Consider the following 19104-nt stretch of genomic DNA (forward strand, 5'->3'; position numbering starts at 1 on the left):
AGATGTGTATAAGAGACAGGGGCTACTCGGTGACGATGAACTTGCCGTGCTGGCCCTTCTCCGCGTTAGTCATGATGTGATTGACAAAGGAATAAGTACCGGGCTCATTGAACGTCATCTCGACGAATCCTCCTTGTGCCGGGAGGAGGTCCAGGGCTTGCGAGCCGGTCGAGTCCTCATTTTTGATGAGGTAGGCGCCTTCCTTGTAGGCGGTATCGAATTGCTCGCCCACAACGTGGAAGCTCAGCGGCTGGTCGGGGCCTAAGTTGGTCAACCACAGGCGGACGGTATCGCCTACCTTGGCTTTGATGGGCTCTGCGTCATATTGGCCAGGGTAGTAATTGAAGGCCATGAGGTCGAAACGGCCGTCGGCAACGCGCTGGGCGTCGGCACCGGTGGATTCCTCGCCCAGGAAGACATCGGTAGCCATGAAGTTATACTCCGCGTCAACGGGCTTGAGGTTCGGCGGATCGATGATGACATTGCCGGCCATGCCGTTGGCGATGTGAAGGGACATGGGCATCGTGGAGCAGTGATACATCCAGATGCCGGAGCGGTTCGCGGTGAACTTGTAGGTCAATTCCTCGCCCGGCTGGATAGATTTCATGGTCTTATTTGGGTTGACCTCGCCGGCGTGGAAGTCAATGGAGTGGGCCATGGAGCCCTCGTTCTTGATGGTGATTTCGAACTTATCGCCCACCTTGCCACGCAGGGTGGGCCCCGGGGCTTGGCCGTTGAAGAGCCAACGCATCTGCTTGATGCCGGGGGCGACCTCCACGACTTCCTCGGTCATCGTCCAGGTCTCTTTGTGTGTCTTCGTCTCAGCGGCCGGCTGCAAGGTGGCGTCAAAGGCGGAAAAATCGTCGCGCTGTGCGCCGAGTTCGGAGGCAGTTGGCACGTCTACGTGCGGATTGCTAGCTGAGGACACCGCATGGTCATGTCCTGCAGCGGCGCCGTCTCCCACGTTGACCTGGAAGGTCATGCCCTGCATCTTGTGGCCGGCGATGGTGCAATAGCCTTCCTCGGAGGAGTCGATGACTCCGGCGTCGAGTTGGACGGTCTCGCCTGGGTCAACGCGGCCGGTTTCGGCGTCGCCAATCTTAAGGTCATGGACTTGGTCCCCGGAGTTGGTGAAGTTGACCACCAGGTGGGTGCCGGGCTCGATGTCGATGGACGAGGGGGTAAAGGCCATACCATCCACGCCCACGTCAATGGTCTTCGTTTCGCCAGAGGATACCGGTGCGGCAGACTCCGTGCCCTTGCCGGTGGAATTGACCACCGCGAGCGCGATGACCGCCGCCAGCGCGATGCCGATGAGCAGCCACGAGGCCCACGATGAATCCTTCGGCGCGGGTTTTTCCGCAGGTTGTGAGGAAGAAACGCTCAGCATTTAACTCTCCAGTCTTTTCTGTAGGTAGATGGCTCGGCCGACGGCAATAACGTTGGTGGCAAGGCCTATCCCCATCATGATAAGCCCGGCCACGGTAGCGCCTAGCAATGTCAGCAGTCCGCCCACGTTGATGAGCAGCAAACGGGCGTAGCCGGTGCGCTCGGTGGTATCAGGGCGTGCGCCGGTAAGGATGGGTAGCAAGTGGTGAAGGACACCGGTGACCAACTGCAAGAGGCCGGCACCGAGGAAGGCGGGCAGCAAAACCAGCGTGATGGTGCGCGGGTAAGCGCCCACCGCTGCGGAAATGGCGTCACCGGCACACAGCGCCAACATCCACAGCAGTCCGGCGATGACGGCAACGGTGGCGGTGGTCAGCCGCGGCGAGCGGCCCATGACGGTGGCAAGCACCGGCTGGATGACGAGCACCGCCGCGAGGACCACGAGCAGTTGGGCCACGCCTGCGACGCGGGTAAGGCCCACCGCGTATAGCGCCATCGCCAAGGACAAGCCAACGCAGTGCACGATGAGCGCGCGAGTACACCGCGCGCGAGCGGTGGGTGAAATCGCGGTCGCCGATAGTGTGGGGAGCAACGTGACCACCGTGCCGATGACGGTAAGCCACGCGAAGCCCCAGATCATGCCGCGCGAGTGGGCGCCGACGAGGAGGGAATACTCGCCTACCCCATTACCGCTGAGGATGACAAGCACCACGGAGGCAATCATGAACACGGCCGCCGCGATATAAAAAGGCACGGTCACGGCAAAAGAACCAGACAATGAGCCGCGAAGGCGCCGCGCGACGAACCACAGGTGCCAGGTGAGGGCGGCGATGATGAGGGCAGAGGCGGCGTCGGCAAGCGGGCCCCAGTCATACCCCGCCCTATCAATGAGCAGCAGGATTAGCCCGAGCTGCACTAGGCCCACGCGACTGCCGACGCCCCGATAATCCCCACCCGCAGTCCGGGTCAACGCCTCAGTGAAATGGGTGGAAAAGACGATGATCGCCGTGGTCAGCGCGCCAATGGTAAAGGGGTGGATGATATCCCACCACACCACAGGTGCACCCAAGGATGCGACAATGAGAACGCCGAGGCCGATAAAGATCCACAAGCCAATAATGGCGGCGCTCAGGGTATGCCAGCGGCCGCGCGCGGCCAGGGATACGTCATGAATGCGCACGTCGCGCCTCCTTCGCAGTCAAGGCAATGCCGCAGGCGAGAAAAATTAACACTGCGAATATCGTAATCACCCCGCCGGTGTGGAGGGCAGTGGTGTGCTCAGCGCAATCGGCAAGGAGGCGCAACGCGAGGCCGCCATGTAAGAGCACCACCGGCACGTAGAGCACCGGGTGATACGGCAATCGGCGGCGGATAACGGAGGTGAAGATGATAGGAGCGTGCGCGAAAATCATGGACATGACAAAGCCCAAGAAGATGGCGTGCACTGAGGCATCATAGGCAAAGCCGGTGGACTGTCCGTGCAGCAGCCAGAGGTAACCGCCGAGGGCGAGCCAGCCATAGCCGGCCAACATGCACGTCGCCGAGTAGCGCGGCAGGCCGTGAGAGCGCACCAGATTCTTGGCCACGTCTACCCGCGCGGTGGCCGCAGCGATGGCGATGAGCACCAAGCCCATGGCGCGATATCCCACCGCCGGGGCAAGCACGTAGATGACGCTGGCCGCCGCCAGCCCCAGAACTAGGAGGGTCAGGTGGTTTTCGGCGCGGGTTCCGGCCATGGTGACGCGCGCTAGTTCCATGCGCTCGCCGATGATGGTGGCCACGGCGTAGAGGACACACAACGGCATCGCCGCAGCGAACCCCGGGCCCATGGCCCACAGTGCAGCGGCTGCTACTCCCCCGATTACGCCAGCTGCCTGCACCAGGATCGCGAGGCTCGCCTGGCGGCGATAGATGGTGGCGTAAATGAAGCCAAGCACAAGGAAGCTGGCGGCAAAACACACTGCGGGGACCGCTCGCGGCAGGCCGGCGAGAATGCCCAGCACGCCGGCAACGTGGCATACGGGCCCGGCCCATGCCCACGAGGTGCGCACAGCGACGGTGCGCTCCAGTCCGATGGCTCCGCCCACGAAGCCGAAGACCATGAGCGGTCCGTGGTCGGCGGCAAAGGACGCGCCGGGGGTGGCGGTCAACCCCAAAAGAGTGGCGCCCGCAGCTAGGCCTACCAGCAGCGATAGGCCTGCGAAGGCGAGGAAGATGAAGCGATGCGCCACGCTATTATTTTGCACGGGTTTTATCGTACTAATATTGCTAGCAGAGCGAAACTCGCACCCCTTTAGAAAGGACTACAAACCATGCAACTGCCCATTTCCGATGCCAATAAGCCGCACTCCATCCCGACCCTGAACGCCTCCGAAATTCCGCACGCCGTTCGCCACGGCGCCATCCATGGCGCGCTGGGCACCCTCAACGTGGGCGAATCCATGATCCTCATCGCTCCGCATAATCCAGTTCCACTGCTCAAGGAAGTCGAGGCTCGCGAGGAAAAATTCGAGCTGGACTACCTCAAGGAAGAAGAAAACGACTTCCACATCAAGTTCACCCGCGTGAGCTAAACCTTCGCAGAGCGGAGGGCTATCCTGGATAGGTCACACTACCGCTGTAGAAGGAGCCCTCCGCAGATGAAGAAGCGCGCCGCCGCACTCCTCGCCGCCATCGCATTCGCCCTTACATCCTGCGCTCCCCCAACGTCAACGACCTCCGCCCAGGACGCGGATGCTCCTACGCTTAATGTTCTGGCTGCGTCCTCCACCCGCGTCATCAATGAGAAACTCACTCAACGCGCAGGCCAGCTTGAGCCGCCAATGAATCTGAGCTTTGACAATGGCGGCTCCTCCGATCTCGTGAGCAAGCTGCGCGAGGGCGCCCCAGCAGATCTTCTCCTCACGGCGTCCAAGAAAACCATGGACCAAGCAGTAGAAGACGGCACCGTCACCAAACCTAAGGTGCTTGCCACCAACGTCATGGTCATGGTGGTGCCTAAGGGAAACCCGGCCAATATTCACTCGCTGCAGGATCTTTCCCGCGCCCGCCACTTTGTGCTCTGTGATCCGCAGGTACCGTGCGGCGATATCTCCTCTCAGATCATCGATGACAAGCAACTTGACGTCCATCCTTCCTCCCAAGAGCGCCAGGTAGCGGACGTTTTAGGAAAAGTGTCCGCGGGTGAAGCCGATGCCGGATGGGTGTATTCCACCGATGCCGCCGCAGCTGGCGATGATGTCGAAGTAATTGCCATTCCTGGGGCGGACAAATTCGCCAACCAGATCGTCGGCGCAGTCACTACCGAAGCCGAACACCCCAAGGAGGCGCAGGAAGTCCTAGATCTTTTGGCTACTGACTTTGCTTCCACCTGGCGCGACCGCGGCTTCACCCCGGCGGAGTAGGCTATGTCCGCACCCCAGCCCCTTCACCCCAAAGCCCCGCTTCTTATCGGCCTCATTGGCCTCATTGCGGTAGCCACCATCATTGTTCCGGTGGCGGCCCTCGGGCTGCGCGTGCCGTGGGATCGCATCGGCGACTACCTCGCGCGTGACGAGATCCGAGACATGCTACTCATCTCAGTGGCAGCCGCCTTCCAATCCATGGTCCTTGCGCTCGTGCTGGGTTTGGGGCTGGCCCTGTGGGTGCAGCAGCTCGGCCGCGGCAGCGCCGTAGTACGCCTCTTGGTCTACCTCCCTCTGGCCATGCCACCGGTGGTGGGCGGCTTGGCACTTACCGCAGCTTTCGGCCGCAAGGGGTATCTGGCCCCGCTTCTCGACGCCCTAGGTATCCACTTCGCTTTCGCCTTCCCCGGAGTCGTTATGGCACAGACTTTTGTGGCGCTGCCCTTTGTGGTGGTGGCGGTCGATTCGGCGCTGCGCCAGCTAGACCAGGAAATCCTCGCCTCTGCGCGCGGCGTGGGCTTGGGGCGCTGGGAGATACTCGGCAAAATCACCCTGCCTTCTATTGCGCCCGCTCTGGCGACCGGTGCCGGCTTAGCCTTCGCCCGATCCCTAGGCGAATTCGGCACGACCTTGACCTTTGCCGGCTCGCAGCCCGGTGTTACCCGCACCATCCCGCTGGGCATTTATTTAGAGCGCGAGGTCGACGCGGACGGCGCTTATGTACTTTCGGCGCTGCTCATCGGCCTGGCATTACTATGCCTGGCACTGGCAGGCTTGCCTGCCCTGCGGCGGCGAAGCTACCAGCCGCAGGCGCGGAAGTTGCACACCTTCGACGTCGACAAGCTGCGCGAGCTCACCCGACCCGCTGAGGTTCCGGCCGTCTCCGTGAAGGTCGATGGGGTGCGCACGGACTTTTCCCCACGCGCTATTACCGCCATAGTGGGCCCAAACGGCTCCGGTAAAACCACGCTCATGGGGCGCATTGCTGGGCGTCTGAGCGGCGGGGAGGTCTCCCCGGAGGGCGCCGACGTTGTCTTGCTCACCCAGCGGCCGGGGTTGCCGCCGCGCTCGACGGCCGTGGAGGCGGTTGCCATGGTCACCCGCGATAAGGTACGTGCGCAGGAGCTCCTGACGGCAGCGGGATTGCACGAGCTTGCCGACGTCCCCGTTCCCGCCCTCTCCGGCGGCCAAGCCGCCCACGTGGCGCTGGTGCGCGCGCTGGCCGCACGGCCGGCGGTGTTGATTGTGGACGAGCCCCTGGCCGCAGTCGACGTGAAATCGGCCGAGAGGTGGCGCCGCTTCTTGCACGCGGCGCGCAAAGACCGGACCACGCTGCTTGTGACCCATGATGCGCTCGACATTGCGAACCTGGCGCGGGACATGCTGGTCATGGAATCCGGCCAGGTGCGGGCGCACGGCGCAACCGCGCGTCTGCTTGAGGCACCGCCAACAGGATTCGTTGCGGCGCTAGCGGGTCTTAACCGCCTCGAAGGAACCGTAACCGAGATCGGCGCGTCCGCCGTAGAGGTCGCGTGCGGCGATATTACCGTTCTGGCGGCCACGGAGCATGCGTCTCTTGCGCCCGGCCAGAAGGTGGCGGTGACCTTTGACCCGCATGCGGCTACAATTGGCGCCGCGCAGGAAACGTGCAATCAGTGGACGGTGCGAGTCCTTGCAGTCGAGGCCACCAGCCTCGCGGCGATGCAGCTGCGCGTTGATCTGGGCGGCCACGAGGCGTGCGTACCGATAAACCGCGAGTTCGCTTTAGACGTTGGGGTGGGTAACATCGTATCCTTAACAGTGTCTAAAGCAAACGTTTTTGTCCACCCCAACTAATATTTCTGTTTTCGCAGATCCCAAGGCGGATTTCCACCATGCCTGATTCACTTCCCCGGCCCACCACCGAACTCTTTCCGGAGGCCCTCAACCTCTCGCCCAAGCAGCGCGAGGTGCTCACCGCTGTGCAGCGCCACCCCGAAGGCGCCAAGGCCGGCACCGTCGCCGAGGAACTAGGCATGCACGTCAACACCGCCCGCGGACACATCGATGAGCTAGTCAACGCTGGGGCCGTCAACGTAGTCTCCGCGCCGAGTAAGGGCCGCGGGCGCCCCTCCCTCATATTTCAAGCCCGCGTACCGGATAATAAAGCGGTAGCAGAGGAATACATCACCTTGGTGGAAGTGCTGACCACGATGCTGGCGGATAAGGAAGAGCTTGATGACGCCGCCTCGACCAAGGCCCTCGAGATCGGGCGACGCTGGGCGCGCGCCGCAGGTGCCGACGCCTCCGATGGCGCGCTCGATACGCTCTTTGCCACCCTGCGCGATATGGGCTTTGATCCTGCCACCAAGCCTGATTCAACCGACATCGAGCTCCATGCCTGCCCGTTTGTCTCTTCGGGGCTTAAGCCTTCGCCGTTCCTGTGCGCGGTACACGCTGGCTTCCTGCAAGAAACCAGCGATGAAGACACCACTATTAACTTGGTGCCGCGCCAGCCTCACAACGTGTGCAGGCTGGAAATTAAGCCTGCGTAAGCTCCACCCTGACGGGGCCGGCGACGGTGAGATCGATGACGCGGAGGTTCTGTTCGCGGGCGTCGGCAAGAATGCCCTCATCGATGTCGTCGGTGTGCAGCACCATCACGGTGGGGCCAGCGCCGGAGAGGTAGGCCGCATAGCCGCGATTGCGCAGGCGGTTCACCCACTCCGCGGTCACGGGAAGCACATCCGCGCGGTACGGCTGATGCAGGCGATCGCGAGTTCCCTCCCACAGGAGATCCGGGTAGTTCTGCAACGCCGCGACCTGGACCGCGGTGCGCGAGACGTTGAACGCCGCATCCGAATGCGTCACGTGCGACGGCAAGACGCGGCGCACCGCCTGGGTGGAGGCGTGGAAATCTGGCACGAGCGCGGTGGCGCGGATATCTTCGTGCACCTTGATGGACGCGGCGCGGTAGTCCGGCAAAGAATGGCCGTCGACGGGGACATTTGTCCACGACACCACGGCGTCGCCCAACACGGAGGCGGCGGCATTATCGGGATGACCCTCAAAGGCGGAAGAAAGCTGCACCACCTGCTCCTGGGTCAGGGGGCTTCCCGCCAGCGCATTGCCGGCGGCCACGCCTGCCACCGCGGCAGAAGCGGAAGAGCCTAGGCCGCGCGACTGCGGGATAGTATTATGCGAGACCACGCGCAGACCCGGCACGGTGGCGTCGGCTGCCGAGAGCGCGGAGCGAATCGCCTTGACCACCAAATGGGAGCCATCGCGCGGCAGGTCTTCTGCACCCTCGCCGAAAATCTCCACCACAAGGCCCGAGGTGGTGACCTCTACCTCAACCGTGTCATACAGACTCAGCGCCATGCCCAAGGTGTCATATCCCGGGCCAAGGTTCGCCGTAGAGGCAGGAACGGTCACGATTGCCTTGGTGCCGACTTCAACTTCAATACTCATAGCTGTCCAGTCTATTGCTCCGGGCTAGCTGCCGAGGCGGATTACGGAATGAACAGCCTTGACCTCTTCGAGCTCGCCCAAAGCAGCCACAATGGTATCCAAGGTGGCCTCCTTTGCGGCATGGGTGACCACGATGAGGCGGGCGGTGTCCGCGCCGTCTTCTTGGCGCACGGTGCGCAGGGAAACGTCATTGTCGGCAAAGACAGCGGAGATGGCGGCCAGCACACCGGTGCGGTCTTGGACTTCCATATCGATGTGGTAGCGGGTTTCTACCTCACCGAAGTCTGCGATAGGCAGGTTGGCATAGGTATTCTCGCCCGGTGCGCGACCGCCGTGGACGATATTGCGGGCTGCCCCGACGACGTCGCCAAGCACGGCAGACGCCGTAGGATTGCCGCCCGCGCCGTTGCCGTAGAACATCAGGGAACCTGCGGCCTCTGCCTCAACGAAGATGGCATTATAAGACTCGCTCACGGAAGCCAAGGGGTGCTCCTTAGGCACCAAGGTGGGGTGTACGCGGGCGTTGACGGCCTCGGAGCCATCGGCACGCTGGAGGCGCTCGCAAATGGCCAGTAGCTTGATGGAATAGCCGGCATCATTTGCCGCGGCGATATCCGCAGCGGTGACCTTGGTGATGCCCTCGCAGTGGACGTCCTCGAACTTCACTCGGGTGTGAAAGCCCAAAGACGCCATGATGGCGGCCTTAGAAGCGGCGTCGTGGCCCTCGACATCCGCGGTGGGATCGGCCTCGGCATAGCCTAGGCGGGTAGCCTCTGCCAGCGCCTCGTCATAGGAAGCGCCCGTGGACTCCATCGCGTCCAGGATAAAGTTGGTGGTGCCATTGACGATGCCGGAGATGCGCTCTACCTGATCGCCGGCCAAGGACCGGCGCAGCATGCCTACCACTGGGATGGCAGCGGCCACGGCAGCCTCGAAGTAAAGATCTACGCCGGCGCGGTCGGCGGCTTCCGCCAACTCGTCAGCATGCGCGGCCACTAGGGCCTTGTTGGCGGTCACCACGGACTTTCCCGAATTAAGTGCGGCGAGCACCAGCTCGCGCGGGAAGTCAATACCGCCGATTACCTCAACCACGAGGTCGATATCATCGCGGGCGACAAGCGCCTTGGCGTCATCGGTCAAAAGCTCTTGGGGCACGCCTGGGCGCAGCTTATTCTTATTTTGGATGGCTATGCCGCGAATCTCGGCTGGACCACCGATGCGATGAGCAAAGGCATCAGCATTTTCTCCCAGCAGACGGAAGACCTCAGCACCCACGGTGCCAAAGCCCAGCAGGGCGATGCCAACGGTCTCGCCCTCGCCCTTGCCGGAATGCTTGTGTGCCTGAAGCTCGCTAGTAGATGCAGCCATAATCCGTCTCCATTGTGCGGTTTGGGGGTAAAGGTGTTGTGCCCGCTAATTGCGGATACAGGACACTATACAGAACAAGCTGTCTACTTTCGCCGTAAATGGGTCTATAGATAGAAAATCCCCCGTCACAGGGCCTGAATTAAATTAGGCGCTGTGACGGGGACCGAGTAGCCGGGCTAGTCCACTTCGAGGGAAAGAAGATCCTCGATGGTCTCGCGGCGCAGCATAGGCTTGGTCTCGCCTACGCGCGTGGCGACGACCGCCGGGCGCACCGCACCGTTATAGCGCGAGGACATCATGTACTGGTAGCCGCCAGTCGCCGCAAAGGCGATCAAGTCTCCCGGCTGGATATCATTGGGTAGCTCGCCGTCCTCAAGGAGAATATCGCCGGACTCGCAATGGAAGCCCACCACGCGGGAGGGCACCTCTTCCCCATCGCTAAAGCGGTTGACCACCCGCACATCATAGGCCGAACCGTAGAGCGCTGGCCTGATATTATCTGACATTCCACCATCGACGGAGATATAGCGACGCAGCGGCAGATCTGACTTGCCAGTTTCTACATCCTTGACGGTACCCACGCGGTAGACGGTCACCGCAGAGCCGGCAACCAAGGAGCGACCAGGCTCAACCAAGAGGAAGGGCGCCTCAATGCCCAACTCCTCTGCGGTGTGCTTGACCGCGCCGAGCATATCGCCGGCCACGCGCTCGATATCCAGCGCCTCCTCATAAGGCATATAGGGAATACCAAAGCCGCCGCCCAGATCGAGCTCTTCCAACGTCACGCCCAGCTCGGTATAAATCTGGCGGTACAACCCCATGACGCGCTCCGCGGCAAGTTTGAAGCCCTCCGCATTAAAGACCTGGGATCCCACGTGGCAGTGCAGGCCGCTCAGGTGCAGGTTATCCGCCTCCAAGCAACGCTTGGCCGCAGCAAAGGCCGCGCCCGTGGCGAGCGAAATGCCGAACTTTTGGTCCTCATGCGCCGTGGCGATGAATTCGTGCGTATGCGCATCAACACCCGGCTTGACGCGGATCATCACCGGCTGGACCTTGCCGGCCTCGCCCGCAATGCGATTGAGTTCTTCCAGCTCGAGCTCGTTGTCAATGACCACGTGGCCCACACCGGCATCTACGCACAGGCGCAGATACTCTTCATCCTTATTATTGCCGTGCGTGGTGATGCGCTCGGCCGGAAACTCTGCGGCCAAGGCAATCTTGAGCTCATTGAGCGAGGCCGCGTCCAAGCACAGGCCTTCCTCATTGACCCAGTTCACGATCTTCTTTGAGATGAAGGCCTTGGAGGCATAGTGCACATGCTCGGGTCCACCGAACGCGCGGGCCATGTCCTGGCAGCGGGACCGGAAGTCATCTTCATCGAAGACATAAAGTGGGGTCTGGAATTCCTCCGCCAAATCCGGCAGCGGAACACCAGCAATGGTTACTACGCCGTCTTCCTCGCGCTTTGCATTGCGCGGCCAGACGTGGGCCGGCAGCTCATTGAAATCCGCCACTTACATCTTCTCCGGGGTGCTTACGCCCACCATGGTCAAGGCATTGGCCAAGACCACGCGGGAGGCTTGCGCCAACGCGAGGCGGGCGCCGTGAATAGGAGCTTCATCCTCGCCCGCCTTGGGCAAGACCTGGCAGGAGTCATAGAAACGGTGGAAGACCGCAGCGAGGTCCTCGGCATAGCGGGCGATGCGGTGCGGCTCGCGCAGCTGCGCGGCTTCTTCCACCACGGCCGGGAACTCGCCTAGGGTGCGGATGAGGTCACCCTCGCGATCATGGGTGAGCAAGGAGAGATCCGCACTTTCCGAATCGACGCCCAGCTCGGCTGCCTTGCGGCCGATGGAGCACAGGCGGGCGTGGCCGTATTGCACGTAATACACCGGATTATCCGAAGACTGGGATTCCCACAGACCCAAATCAATATCGATGCTCTGGTCCACAGAAGAGCGCACCAGCGAGTAACGCGCGGCATCTACGCCAATAGCCGAAACAAGATCTTCCATGGTGATGACTGTGCCCGCCCGCTTCGACATGCGCACCGGCTGGCCATCGCGCAGCAGGTTGACCAGCTGACCGATGAGTACCTCCACCGCATCGGCGTCATAGCCCAGCGCTGCTGCCGCAGCCTTCAGCCGCGGAACGTAGCCGTGATGGTCCGCGCCGAGCATATAGATATTCAAGTCATGACCGCGGTCAAACTTATCGGCCACATAAGCGATGTCGCCGGCAATATAGGCCGCATTGCCATCGGATTTCACCACTACGCGGTCCTTGGAGTCGCCATAGTCGGTGGACCTTAGCCACCAGGCATTCTCTGCCTCATACAGGTGGCCCTCTGCCTTGAGTTTATCCAAGGCGGCGTCAACGGCACCCGATTCAAAAAGTGAATTCTCGTGGAAGTACACATCGAAATCCACGCCAAACTCGTGCAGGGATTGCTTGATTTGCGCGAACATCATCTCCACGCCATCCGCACGGAAGGCCTCTTGAACCTCATCGGCAGTGCCCTCGAGCGCGGAAGGATTCTTTTCCACCACAGCGGCAGCAATGTCTTGAATATAGGCACCACCATAGCCGTCCTCTGGGGTCGGCTCCCCTTTAGCTGCGGCAACCAAGGATCGGGCAAAACGATCAATCTGGCCGCCGTGGTCGTTAAAGTAATACTCGCGGGTAACCTGCGCGCCGGATGCTTCCAATACGCGGCCGAGAGAATCGCCCACAGCCGCCCAGCGAGTACCGCCCAAGTGAATCGGCCCAGTCGGGTTAGCGGAAACAAACTCCAGATTTACTTTCTTGCCGGCAAAGGAGTCATTAGAGCCATAATCCTGGCCTGCCCGCAGGATTTGGGCAACGATCTCTCCCTGTGCATCGGCAGCAAGACGAATATTAATAAAGCCTGGGCCGGCAATATCTGCTTCAGAAATGGCCTCATCATCCGCGAGCGCCGCTGCCAGCCAGCCGCCTAGCTCGCGTGGGTGAGCACCGGCCTTCTTAGCTACCTGCAGCGCCACGTTGGTGGCATAGTCACCGTGCTCAGGGTTACGAGGTCGCTCTACAGTGACCGTTTCAGGCAAAACGGAGGAATCAAGGTCGTGGTCCGCCATAACCTTGGTGGCGGTTTCTTTGATTAGTGTGGCCAAATCAGCTGGAGTCATGTCGCACGATTCTAGTTCACTGAAAAGACGAGTGTGAAAAGGGCTATAGCAAAAAGTTCGCCTTTGCAGCGCAAACGGTTGATAGCAGTTTTCTGCAACACTAATATTGCGAAATAATTGCTGGTCAAGCGGGGGACACATTACGCACGTACTGCTTAAAAGGAGTAGAGTTATGGCTACCCCCATGTAAAAAATCAACGAGGAGCACCGTATGCGCATTGCGCTATTTTCCACTTGCATTGGTGACGCCCTTTTCCCGGACGTACAAAAGGCAACGGCACTGGTTCTCTCCCGCTTGGGCCACGAGGTGGTCTTCCCGGAGGAACAGACCTGCTGCGGCCAGATGCACATCAATACCGGCTACCAGAAGGAAACCCTGGGAATGATCCGCTCCTATGCGGACGCCTTTGCCGATCCCTCCATTGATTATGTCGTCGCGGCTTCCGGCTCCTGCGTCGGCGCCGTTCGCGAGCAGCACGAGCGCATCGCTGACCGATTTGGCAACTCCGCCGACGTTGACGGCGCGCGCAAGACCACCCAGAAGACCCTGGACCTGCCGGAATTCCTGGTAGACGTAGAAGGCGTTACCAACGTGGGGGCATTCTTCCCACACCGCGTGACCTACCACCCTTCCTGCCACGGCCTGCGCTTTCTGAAGCTGGGCGACCGCCCACTGCAGCTTCTCCAGGAAGTAGAAGGAATTGACCTAGTCACACTTCCCAATAAGGAAGAATGCTGTGGCTTCGGCGGTACCTTCGCCATCAAGAATGCAGAGGTATCCCGTGCGATGGTCACCGATAAGACCCGCCACATCAAGGAAACCGCGGCTGAATACGTCACCGGCGGTGACTCTTCCTGCCTGATGAACATCGGTGGTGCCCTGAGCCGCCAGCGTTCCGGTATCCGCGCCGTTCACATGGCTGAGATCTTGGCTTCTACCAAGGAGCACCCATGGACTCCTACCTCCGCCGCCTACTCCAAGGAGACGATGCTCTAATGACCTCTTTCCTCGATACCACCCCACCGCGCGCGCCGGAAGGCTACGGCAATTTGCGCGGCAGCAAGGCTTTCGTCCCACTGGCTCACGTTGGCCTTAATAACGCCACCCAGCGCCACAACCTGCAGCACGCTACCACCACCATTCGTGAAAAGCGCTCCAACGCTGTAGAAGAGCTGGATGATTGGCAGGAGCTGCGCGCTGCAGGTTCCGCCATCAAAGAAGATGTTGCAGCCCGCATGCCTGAACTGCTCGAGCAGTTCGAAGAGGCAGTCAAGGCTCGCGGCGGCATCGTCCACTGGGCACGCGATGCCAAGGAAGCCAACCAGATCATCGAAGGTCTGATTCGCGCCACCGGCGAGACCGATGTGGTCAAGGTTAAGTCCATGGCCACCCAGGAAATCGGCATGAACGAGCACCTGGAGGCAGCGGGCATCAACGCTCGCGAGACCGACCTCGCAGAGCTCATCGTGCAGTTGGGCGAAGATAAGCCGTCCCACATTCTGGTTCCGGCAATCCACCGCAACCGCGCGGAGATTCGCGATATCTTCGTCAACAAGATGCCAAATACCGATGACACCCTGCAGGCAGAGCCGGCGGAGTTGGCTGAGGCTTCCCGCCAGTTCCTGCGCGAGCAGTTCATGCAGGCAAAGGTCGCCATCTCCGGCGCTAACTTCGGTGTGGCAGAAACCGGCACCATCAACATCGTGGAGTCCGAGGGCAATGGCCGTATGTGCCTAACCCTGCCGGAGACCCTCATTACCGTGATGGGCATTGAAAAGCTGGTTCCTACCTTCCAGGACTTGGAGGTCTTCCTCCAGCTGCTGCCGCGTTCTTCCACCGCGGAGCGTATGAACCCGTACACCTCCATGTGGTCCGGCGTTACTGAGGGCGATGGCCCGCAGAACTTCCACTTGGTCCTGCTGGATAACGGCCGTACCGCGGCCCTGTCCTCCCCGATTGGTCATCAGGCTCTCAAGTGCATCCGTTGCTCGGCTTGCCTGAATGTCTGCCCGGTTTACGAGCGCGCCGGCGGCCACGCTTACGGCTCCGTCTACCCTGGCCCGATCGGCATTTCCCTGACGCCGCAGCTGACCGGCATGAAGGACCACAACGATCCTTCCGCCAGCCTGCCTTATGCGTGCTCCCTGTGCGGCCGCTGCGACGAGGTGTGCCCGGTGAAGATTCCGCTTTCCGACGTCATTTTGGAAAACCGCCACCAGAAGGTCACCCACGCCACCCCACCAATCGAGCCGAAGCTCTTCAAGACCATTCAGCTGCTGTGGAGCAACCCGAAGCTGTGGAACAAGGCAACCCACATGGTCGCCTTGGGCCGCATCTTGGGTGGCACCAACAAGACCATCGAATCCCTGCCACTGTTTATGTCCGGTTGGTCCGAAGGCCGCGATACCGCGGTTCCGCCAAAGAAGTCCTTCCGCCAGTGGTTCGAGTCCGAAGAAGGCAAGAAACTTCTTGCCGAGGCCCGTGAGGAGTCCAAAAAGTGAACGCAAAGCAGGAAATCCTAAGCCGCATCCGCTCCGCTCAGAAGCAGGCTGGTCTGCCCGACCACGTTGATGCCCCGCGCGACTACCACCACGAGGGCACCCTGAACGCGGACGAGCTGCGCGATATGCTCATTGACCGACTCGAGGATTACAAGGCCGAGGTGCACGTCACCGAGGAAGGCGAGCTCAAGCAGGCCATCGCCACGATCCTCAAGGACCGCGAGTGCAACGACATTCGTTACGCCGAAGGCATGGACGCCACCCTCTTCGAGGGCTTCGACGCCAAGCCAGACGATAAGTCTGTCGATCCGCGCACGCTGAATGAGACCGACGCTGTGGTCACTTATTCCCACGTCACCTCCGCCCAGACCGGCACCATCGTGCTCCAGTCTGATGAGCGTTGCGGCCGTCGCGCGCTCACCCTGGTTCCGGATCGCCACCTGTGCATCGTCCACCAGGATGAAATCGTCTACGGCATCCCCGAGGTCATCTCCCGTATGAACCCGGAGAAGCCGGCAACGTGGATCTCTGGCCCGTCCGCTACCTCTGATATCGAGCTCGCTCGCGTCGAGGGCGTACACGGCCCGCGTGACCTCATCGTTGTCATCGTCAAGTAGTACTGTGTAGCCCCTCTCCTGCCCCGGCCGGTGAGGGCACCCACCTACTGTGAATATGATGCCAGAGGCATCAAAAAGCATAGGCTAGGTCTACCAATCATTTTTATTCTGGAGACCTAACCTATGCTTTCTTTTTCTTCTAAGCTTGCGGCCACACTCGGCGCTGCCGCTCTCACCGTTGGCATCACTGCACCGATTGCCACGGCCGCACCTGCACCCGCACCGCAGGAAACCAAGCCCGCTATTTCCTGGGAAGACTGCCCCGAGCAGGTAGACATCGACAACGCCGAATGCGGGCGCATCGAAGTCCCCACGTACTACGACAACCCAAAGGCAGGCACGATTAGCGTCGGCTTCGTGCGCGTTCCCGCCGCCAACCCAGGCGCCCGCCGCGGCGCGTTGTTTACCAACCCCGGTGGCCCAAGCGGCGATGCTTATGGCTGGGCCGGCAATAGCACCATTCCGTGGCCACAGGCCGTGCGCGACGAATGGGAAACCATCGGCGTACAGCCACGCGGCCTGCCAGGCTCCACCCCAGTCAAGTGCGATGCTTCGGCTGCTAGTGACCCACTCCGAGATAGCCTGCAGGTAGGAAAACTCACTCGCGATGCCTGCGAGAAGAACACCCCGGGCTATACCAATTCTTTAACCACCGCCAATACCTTGGAAGACTGGGAGATGGTTCGCCGCGCCTTGGGCGAGGACAAGATTGATATCGCCGGTACTTCTTATGGCACCTACCTCGGTTCCGCTTATGCCACCAAATATCCGGAGCACACCGGCAAGGTCTTGTTGGACTCCGGTATGAGCCCCAAATTGGCATGGAATGGCATCTTTGCTTCGCAACAACGCGGCTATGAAAAGGCACTGCACGATCTCTTCGGGTTCATCGCCAAAAATGATGCCAAGTACCACCTCGGCACCACCCCGCTGCAGGTCTATGAAAAGTGGTCTCAAAAGGTAGCTCGTGAGGCAGGTGTACGCCCTACCGTTTTGCCACCGAACGCCAAGATTGGTGACCTACCTCCAGGACTCGAGTTTGCCGGTCAGCCTGGTGCGGACATCATGACCGCCACCGGCCCATTGCGCGTGCAGGCGGAGTTCCTCAGCCAGAAGATTCACAACCCCAACGCCGTGCAGGCAGCCTCCCCGTTACTGAACATGACTCGCCCCCTTGTTGTACCGACCCCTTCGCAATGGGATGCCTTTGCCAAGCACCTCAACGGTAGCGAACCTATGGATGCGGAGCAGGCCGATCCGGACGCCTTGCAGAAACAACAGGAGTCCCTCGCGCAAGCAATAAATATGCAAAACCTCATCGTTTGCAATGAAAACACCGTGCCCGGAAATCCGCTGCTGTACCCGAGCTACCTATGGTCCAACTTCGTCACCGCTGATCCCTTCACCCAAGTCAACTCTCTCTACGGCTCCGGCGCGGGCTGCGGTGGACGTGCGCCGGTCACGGGCCAGGCGCCTCTCGACGGTTCCAAGCTCGCCACCAAGCCCCTTCAGATTCAGGCAACGGGCGACCCGCAAACGCCGTACCAGTACCACACGAGCCTCTCGAAGCCGATGCACTCCCGCGTGGTCACCGTCCATGGCCCCGGCCATGCGCACTTTGCTTCTAAGAATAAGGTCGTTGATGACATTGGCGTGCACTACCTACGCACCGGCGAAGTCACTACTGCCGACGCCCCCGGGTTGATTTAGTCTCCCGCCAATCCATGCGCTAAAATCACATCGTTGGGAATTTTCCCAGCGATGTCTCCGTAGCTCAGCGGATTAGAGCATCGGTTTCCGGTACCGAAGGTCGCAGGTTCGATCCCTGTCGGGGACACGGTTAGAAGTGGGGTTTCACGAAACTGTTCCAATCTTTTCACGAAACCTCCTGCCGGCCGAAGGAAAACGGCCGCGAACACAAAAATGACCCGCTCCGTTCGTTCGGAGGGGTCATTTTTCTTTGTCTGAACGCCGTTGCTGCTCGGATTATAGCGCGGATTGTTTATGAGCGCGGACCGAGCCGCGGAAGAGTTTCCGTACTCATCTGGTGGCGCGGTTTTTTGCAGCGCTTCATAGCGGTCTTGTTGCTGTGATCCCACAGGACTGGCTACGGGTAGTTGTTGGGGTCTGAACCGAGAGGGGTGCGCCCGGTCGGGGCCGTTTGGAACACTGCTGCTCCGTCAGAGCCCGAAGGCTCCGCCACTGACGAGGATCACGATGCCGAGGCCGATGAGAACGATGTGAAAGAGGATACCCTCCCAGCGTTCGAGCACTTCCGCGATCGGGGGGCGGGTGGCGACGAACTTTGCCAGGGCCACCAGGACCGCAACGAGCGCGAGGAAGATAACGCAGTAGGCGACTACCGCGAGAGGTTCCACGCTGAGGAATACAGGGGTGTAGACACCGATGTTGTCGCCGCCATTGGCAAACGTGACGCCTGCGACTGTCCAAACGCCGACCTTCTTGCCGGCAACCTTGGCCTCGTCGTCATCGTCGTTATCGTCTCCGCGCCACGCCTGCCATGCGGCCCAGAGGCCGATGCACAGAGGGATGAGACCAAAGTATGGAATAGCGGCCGGGGGCAGAAATGCTCCGGCGCCGATGGTCACAAGGATCGCGGCGACGAGGATGCCGGCAAAACCGAGGTACTGGCCGGCCAAAATACGGGCGGTGGTTCCGTTCTGGCCTGCCCCTCGCGCGAAGAAGAGGGAGAGCACGATGATGTCGTCGATGTTGGTAGTTGCGAACAGGCCTATCGCCTGCAAGACCGTGGTGAGGATCATGCGCCCTCCCCAGCTACGTCGCATCCGGGAAGCGAGCAGGCGGAATCCATGCACGGGGCGTCTTCGTCTACTGCCAGGGTGGCATCGACCAGTGTCGTCAGCGCCTGCGCCAGGTGCGGATCGGCAATCTCGTATCGTGTCCGACGACCCTCGGGCTCGGAGACGACGATCCCGCAATCACGCAGGCATGCCAGGTGGTTGGACACATTCGGGCGTGTCAGGTCCAAAGCTCGAGCCAGTTCCGCCGGGTAAGCGGGATGGTCGAGCAGGGTCAAGATGATCCGCGATCGAGTGGGATCGGCCAGTGCACGACCCAGGCGGTTCATCACATCGAGACGTGAAGCAATAGTCAGCATGGACTGAACTATACAGCGATCACTGAACATGTCAAGTCCGATGTAGTGGTGTGTGCTGCTCAGAAGAC

General features: G+C 60.9%; 17 protein-coding genes and 1 tRNA gene. 9 read left to right on the forward strand and 9 right to left on the reverse strand.

All coding sequences use genetic code 11. The annotated features are described in order from the left end of the window. Window positions 1-22 precede the first annotated feature (22 nt). Genes QP934_RS01140 through QP934_RS01150 form a run of 3 tightly spaced genes read right to left on the reverse strand, consistent with a single transcriptional unit; the run spans window position 23 to window position 3635 of the window. A complete protein-coding gene (locus QP934_RS01140) occupies window positions 23-1390 on the reverse strand; it encodes a multicopper oxidase domain-containing protein (RefSeq protein ID WP_419126573.1) in 1368 nt (455 codons plus the stop codon). Next, window positions 1391-2569, reverse strand: a complete 1179-nt coding sequence (locus QP934_RS01145) for a beta-carotene 15,15'-monooxygenase (RefSeq protein WP_419126574.1) — start codon at window positions 2567-2569, stop codon at window positions 1391-1393. It abuts the gene before it with no gap. Further along, window positions 2556-3635 carry a hypothetical protein gene (locus QP934_RS01150; protein WP_419126575.1) on the reverse strand — a complete coding sequence of 360 codons (1080 nt, stop codon included), beginning with the start codon at window positions 3633-3635 and terminating at the stop codon, window positions 2556-2558. The genes QP934_RS01145 and QP934_RS01150 overlap by 14 nt, the downstream gene beginning before the upstream one ends. 66 nt (window positions 3636-3701) lie before the next feature. Here QP934_RS01150 and QP934_RS01155 point away from each other — a divergent pair, with 66 nt between their 5' ends. The 4 genes from QP934_RS01155 to QP934_RS01170 all read left to right on the forward strand — a co-directional run bounded on the left by QP934_RS01155 (window position 3702) and on the right by QP934_RS01170 (window position 7327). Continuing rightward, complete coding sequence (locus QP934_RS01155; protein WP_049378366.1) at window positions 3702-3962, forward strand: DUF2249 domain-containing protein; 261 nt, start codon at window positions 3702-3704, stop codon at window positions 3960-3962. A 66-nt stretch (window positions 3963-4028) separates the two neighbouring features. Next, entirely contained in the window at window positions 4029-4793 is a 765-nt protein-coding gene (modA, locus tag QP934_RS01160; RefSeq protein ID WP_419126576.1) for a molybdate ABC transporter substrate-binding protein, read from the forward strand. 3 nt (window positions 4794-4796) lie between these two features. Beyond that, the gene (locus QP934_RS01165; RefSeq protein WP_419126577.1) at window positions 4797-6629 is read left to right on the forward strand and encodes an ATP-binding cassette domain-containing protein; all 1833 of its coding nucleotides are present in this window, start codon (window positions 4797-4799) and stop codon (window positions 6627-6629) included. A 38-nt stretch (window positions 6630-6667) separates the two neighbouring features. After that, complete coding sequence (locus QP934_RS01170; protein WP_340419711.1) at window positions 6668-7327, forward strand: helix-turn-helix transcriptional regulator; 660 nt, start codon at window positions 6668-6670, stop codon at window positions 7325-7327. Here QP934_RS01170 and thrB read toward each other — a convergent pair. From thrB to argS, 4 genes are all read right to left on the reverse strand, one after another. Then, window positions 7314-8243, reverse strand: coding sequence for a homoserine kinase (thrB, locus tag QP934_RS01175; protein WP_419126578.1), 930 nt, complete (start codon window positions 8241-8243; stop codon window positions 7314-7316). The genes QP934_RS01170 and thrB overlap by 14 nt on opposite strands. Before the next feature lie 24 nt (window positions 8244-8267). Beyond that, window positions 8268-9611, reverse strand: a complete 1344-nt coding sequence (locus QP934_RS01180; protein ID WP_225747109.1) for a homoserine dehydrogenase — start codon at window positions 9609-9611, stop codon at window positions 8268-8270. A gap of 176 nt (window positions 9612-9787) precedes the next feature. Next, window positions 9788-11125, reverse strand: a complete 1338-nt coding sequence (gene lysA, locus QP934_RS01185) for a diaminopimelate decarboxylase (protein ID WP_337888510.1) — start codon at window positions 11123-11125, stop codon at window positions 9788-9790. Beyond that, window positions 11126-12778 carry an arginine--tRNA ligase gene (gene argS / locus QP934_RS01190; RefSeq protein ID WP_419126579.1) on the reverse strand — a complete coding sequence of 551 codons (1653 nt, stop codon included), beginning with the start codon at window positions 12776-12778 and terminating at the stop codon, window positions 11126-11128. A 211-nt stretch (window positions 12779-12989) separates the two neighbouring features. On the opposite strand from argS, the gene QP934_RS01195 reads away from it, so the two are divergent. From QP934_RS01195 to QP934_RS01215, 5 genes are all read left to right on the forward strand, one after another. Further along, window positions 12990-13775 (forward strand): (Fe-S)-binding protein, encoded by a 786-nt coding sequence (locus QP934_RS01195; RefSeq protein ID WP_340419715.1) that lies wholly within the window; start codon window positions 12990-12992, stop codon window positions 13773-13775. Beyond that, window positions 13775-15280, forward strand: a complete 1506-nt coding sequence (locus QP934_RS01200; RefSeq protein WP_337887272.1) for a lactate utilization protein B — start codon at window positions 13775-13777, stop codon at window positions 15278-15280. The genes QP934_RS01195 and QP934_RS01200 overlap by 1 nt, the downstream gene beginning before the upstream one ends. Beyond that, a complete protein-coding gene (locus tag QP934_RS01205; RefSeq protein ID WP_337887242.1) occupies window positions 15277-15897 on the forward strand; it encodes a LutC/YkgG family protein in 621 nt (206 codons plus the stop codon). The genes QP934_RS01200 and QP934_RS01205 overlap by 4 nt, the downstream gene beginning before the upstream one ends. 123 nt (window positions 15898-16020) lie before the next feature. Next, entirely contained in the window at window positions 16021-17607 is a 1587-nt protein-coding gene (locus tag QP934_RS01210; RefSeq protein WP_337887241.1) for an alpha/beta fold hydrolase, read from the forward strand. Between the two features lie 53 nt (window positions 17608-17660). Continuing rightward, window positions 17661-17734 (forward strand) — tRNA-Arg (locus QP934_RS01215). A gap of 343 nt (window positions 17735-18077) precedes the next feature. On the opposite strand, the gene QP934_RS01220 is transcribed toward QP934_RS01215, so the two are convergent. Then, window positions 18078-18680 carry a cadmium resistance transporter gene (locus QP934_RS01220; RefSeq protein WP_419126580.1) on the reverse strand — a complete coding sequence of 201 codons (603 nt, stop codon included), beginning with the start codon at window positions 18678-18680 and terminating at the stop codon, window positions 18078-18080. Further along, window positions 18677-19036 (reverse strand): Cd(II)/Pb(II)-sensing metalloregulatory transcriptional regulator CmtR, encoded by a 360-nt coding sequence (gene cmtR / locus QP934_RS01225; RefSeq protein WP_239228077.1) that lies wholly within the window; start codon window positions 19034-19036, stop codon window positions 18677-18679. Before cmtR ends, QP934_RS01220 begins: the two co-directional genes overlap by 4 nt. Window positions 19037-19104: the final 68 nt, after the last annotated feature.

Origin of the sequence: Corynebacterium sp. MSK122 (genome assembly GCF_030229435.2) — a bacterium.
Classification (GTDB): Bacteria; Actinomycetota; Actinomycetes; order Mycobacteriales; family Mycobacteriaceae; genus Corynebacterium; species Corynebacterium marquesiae.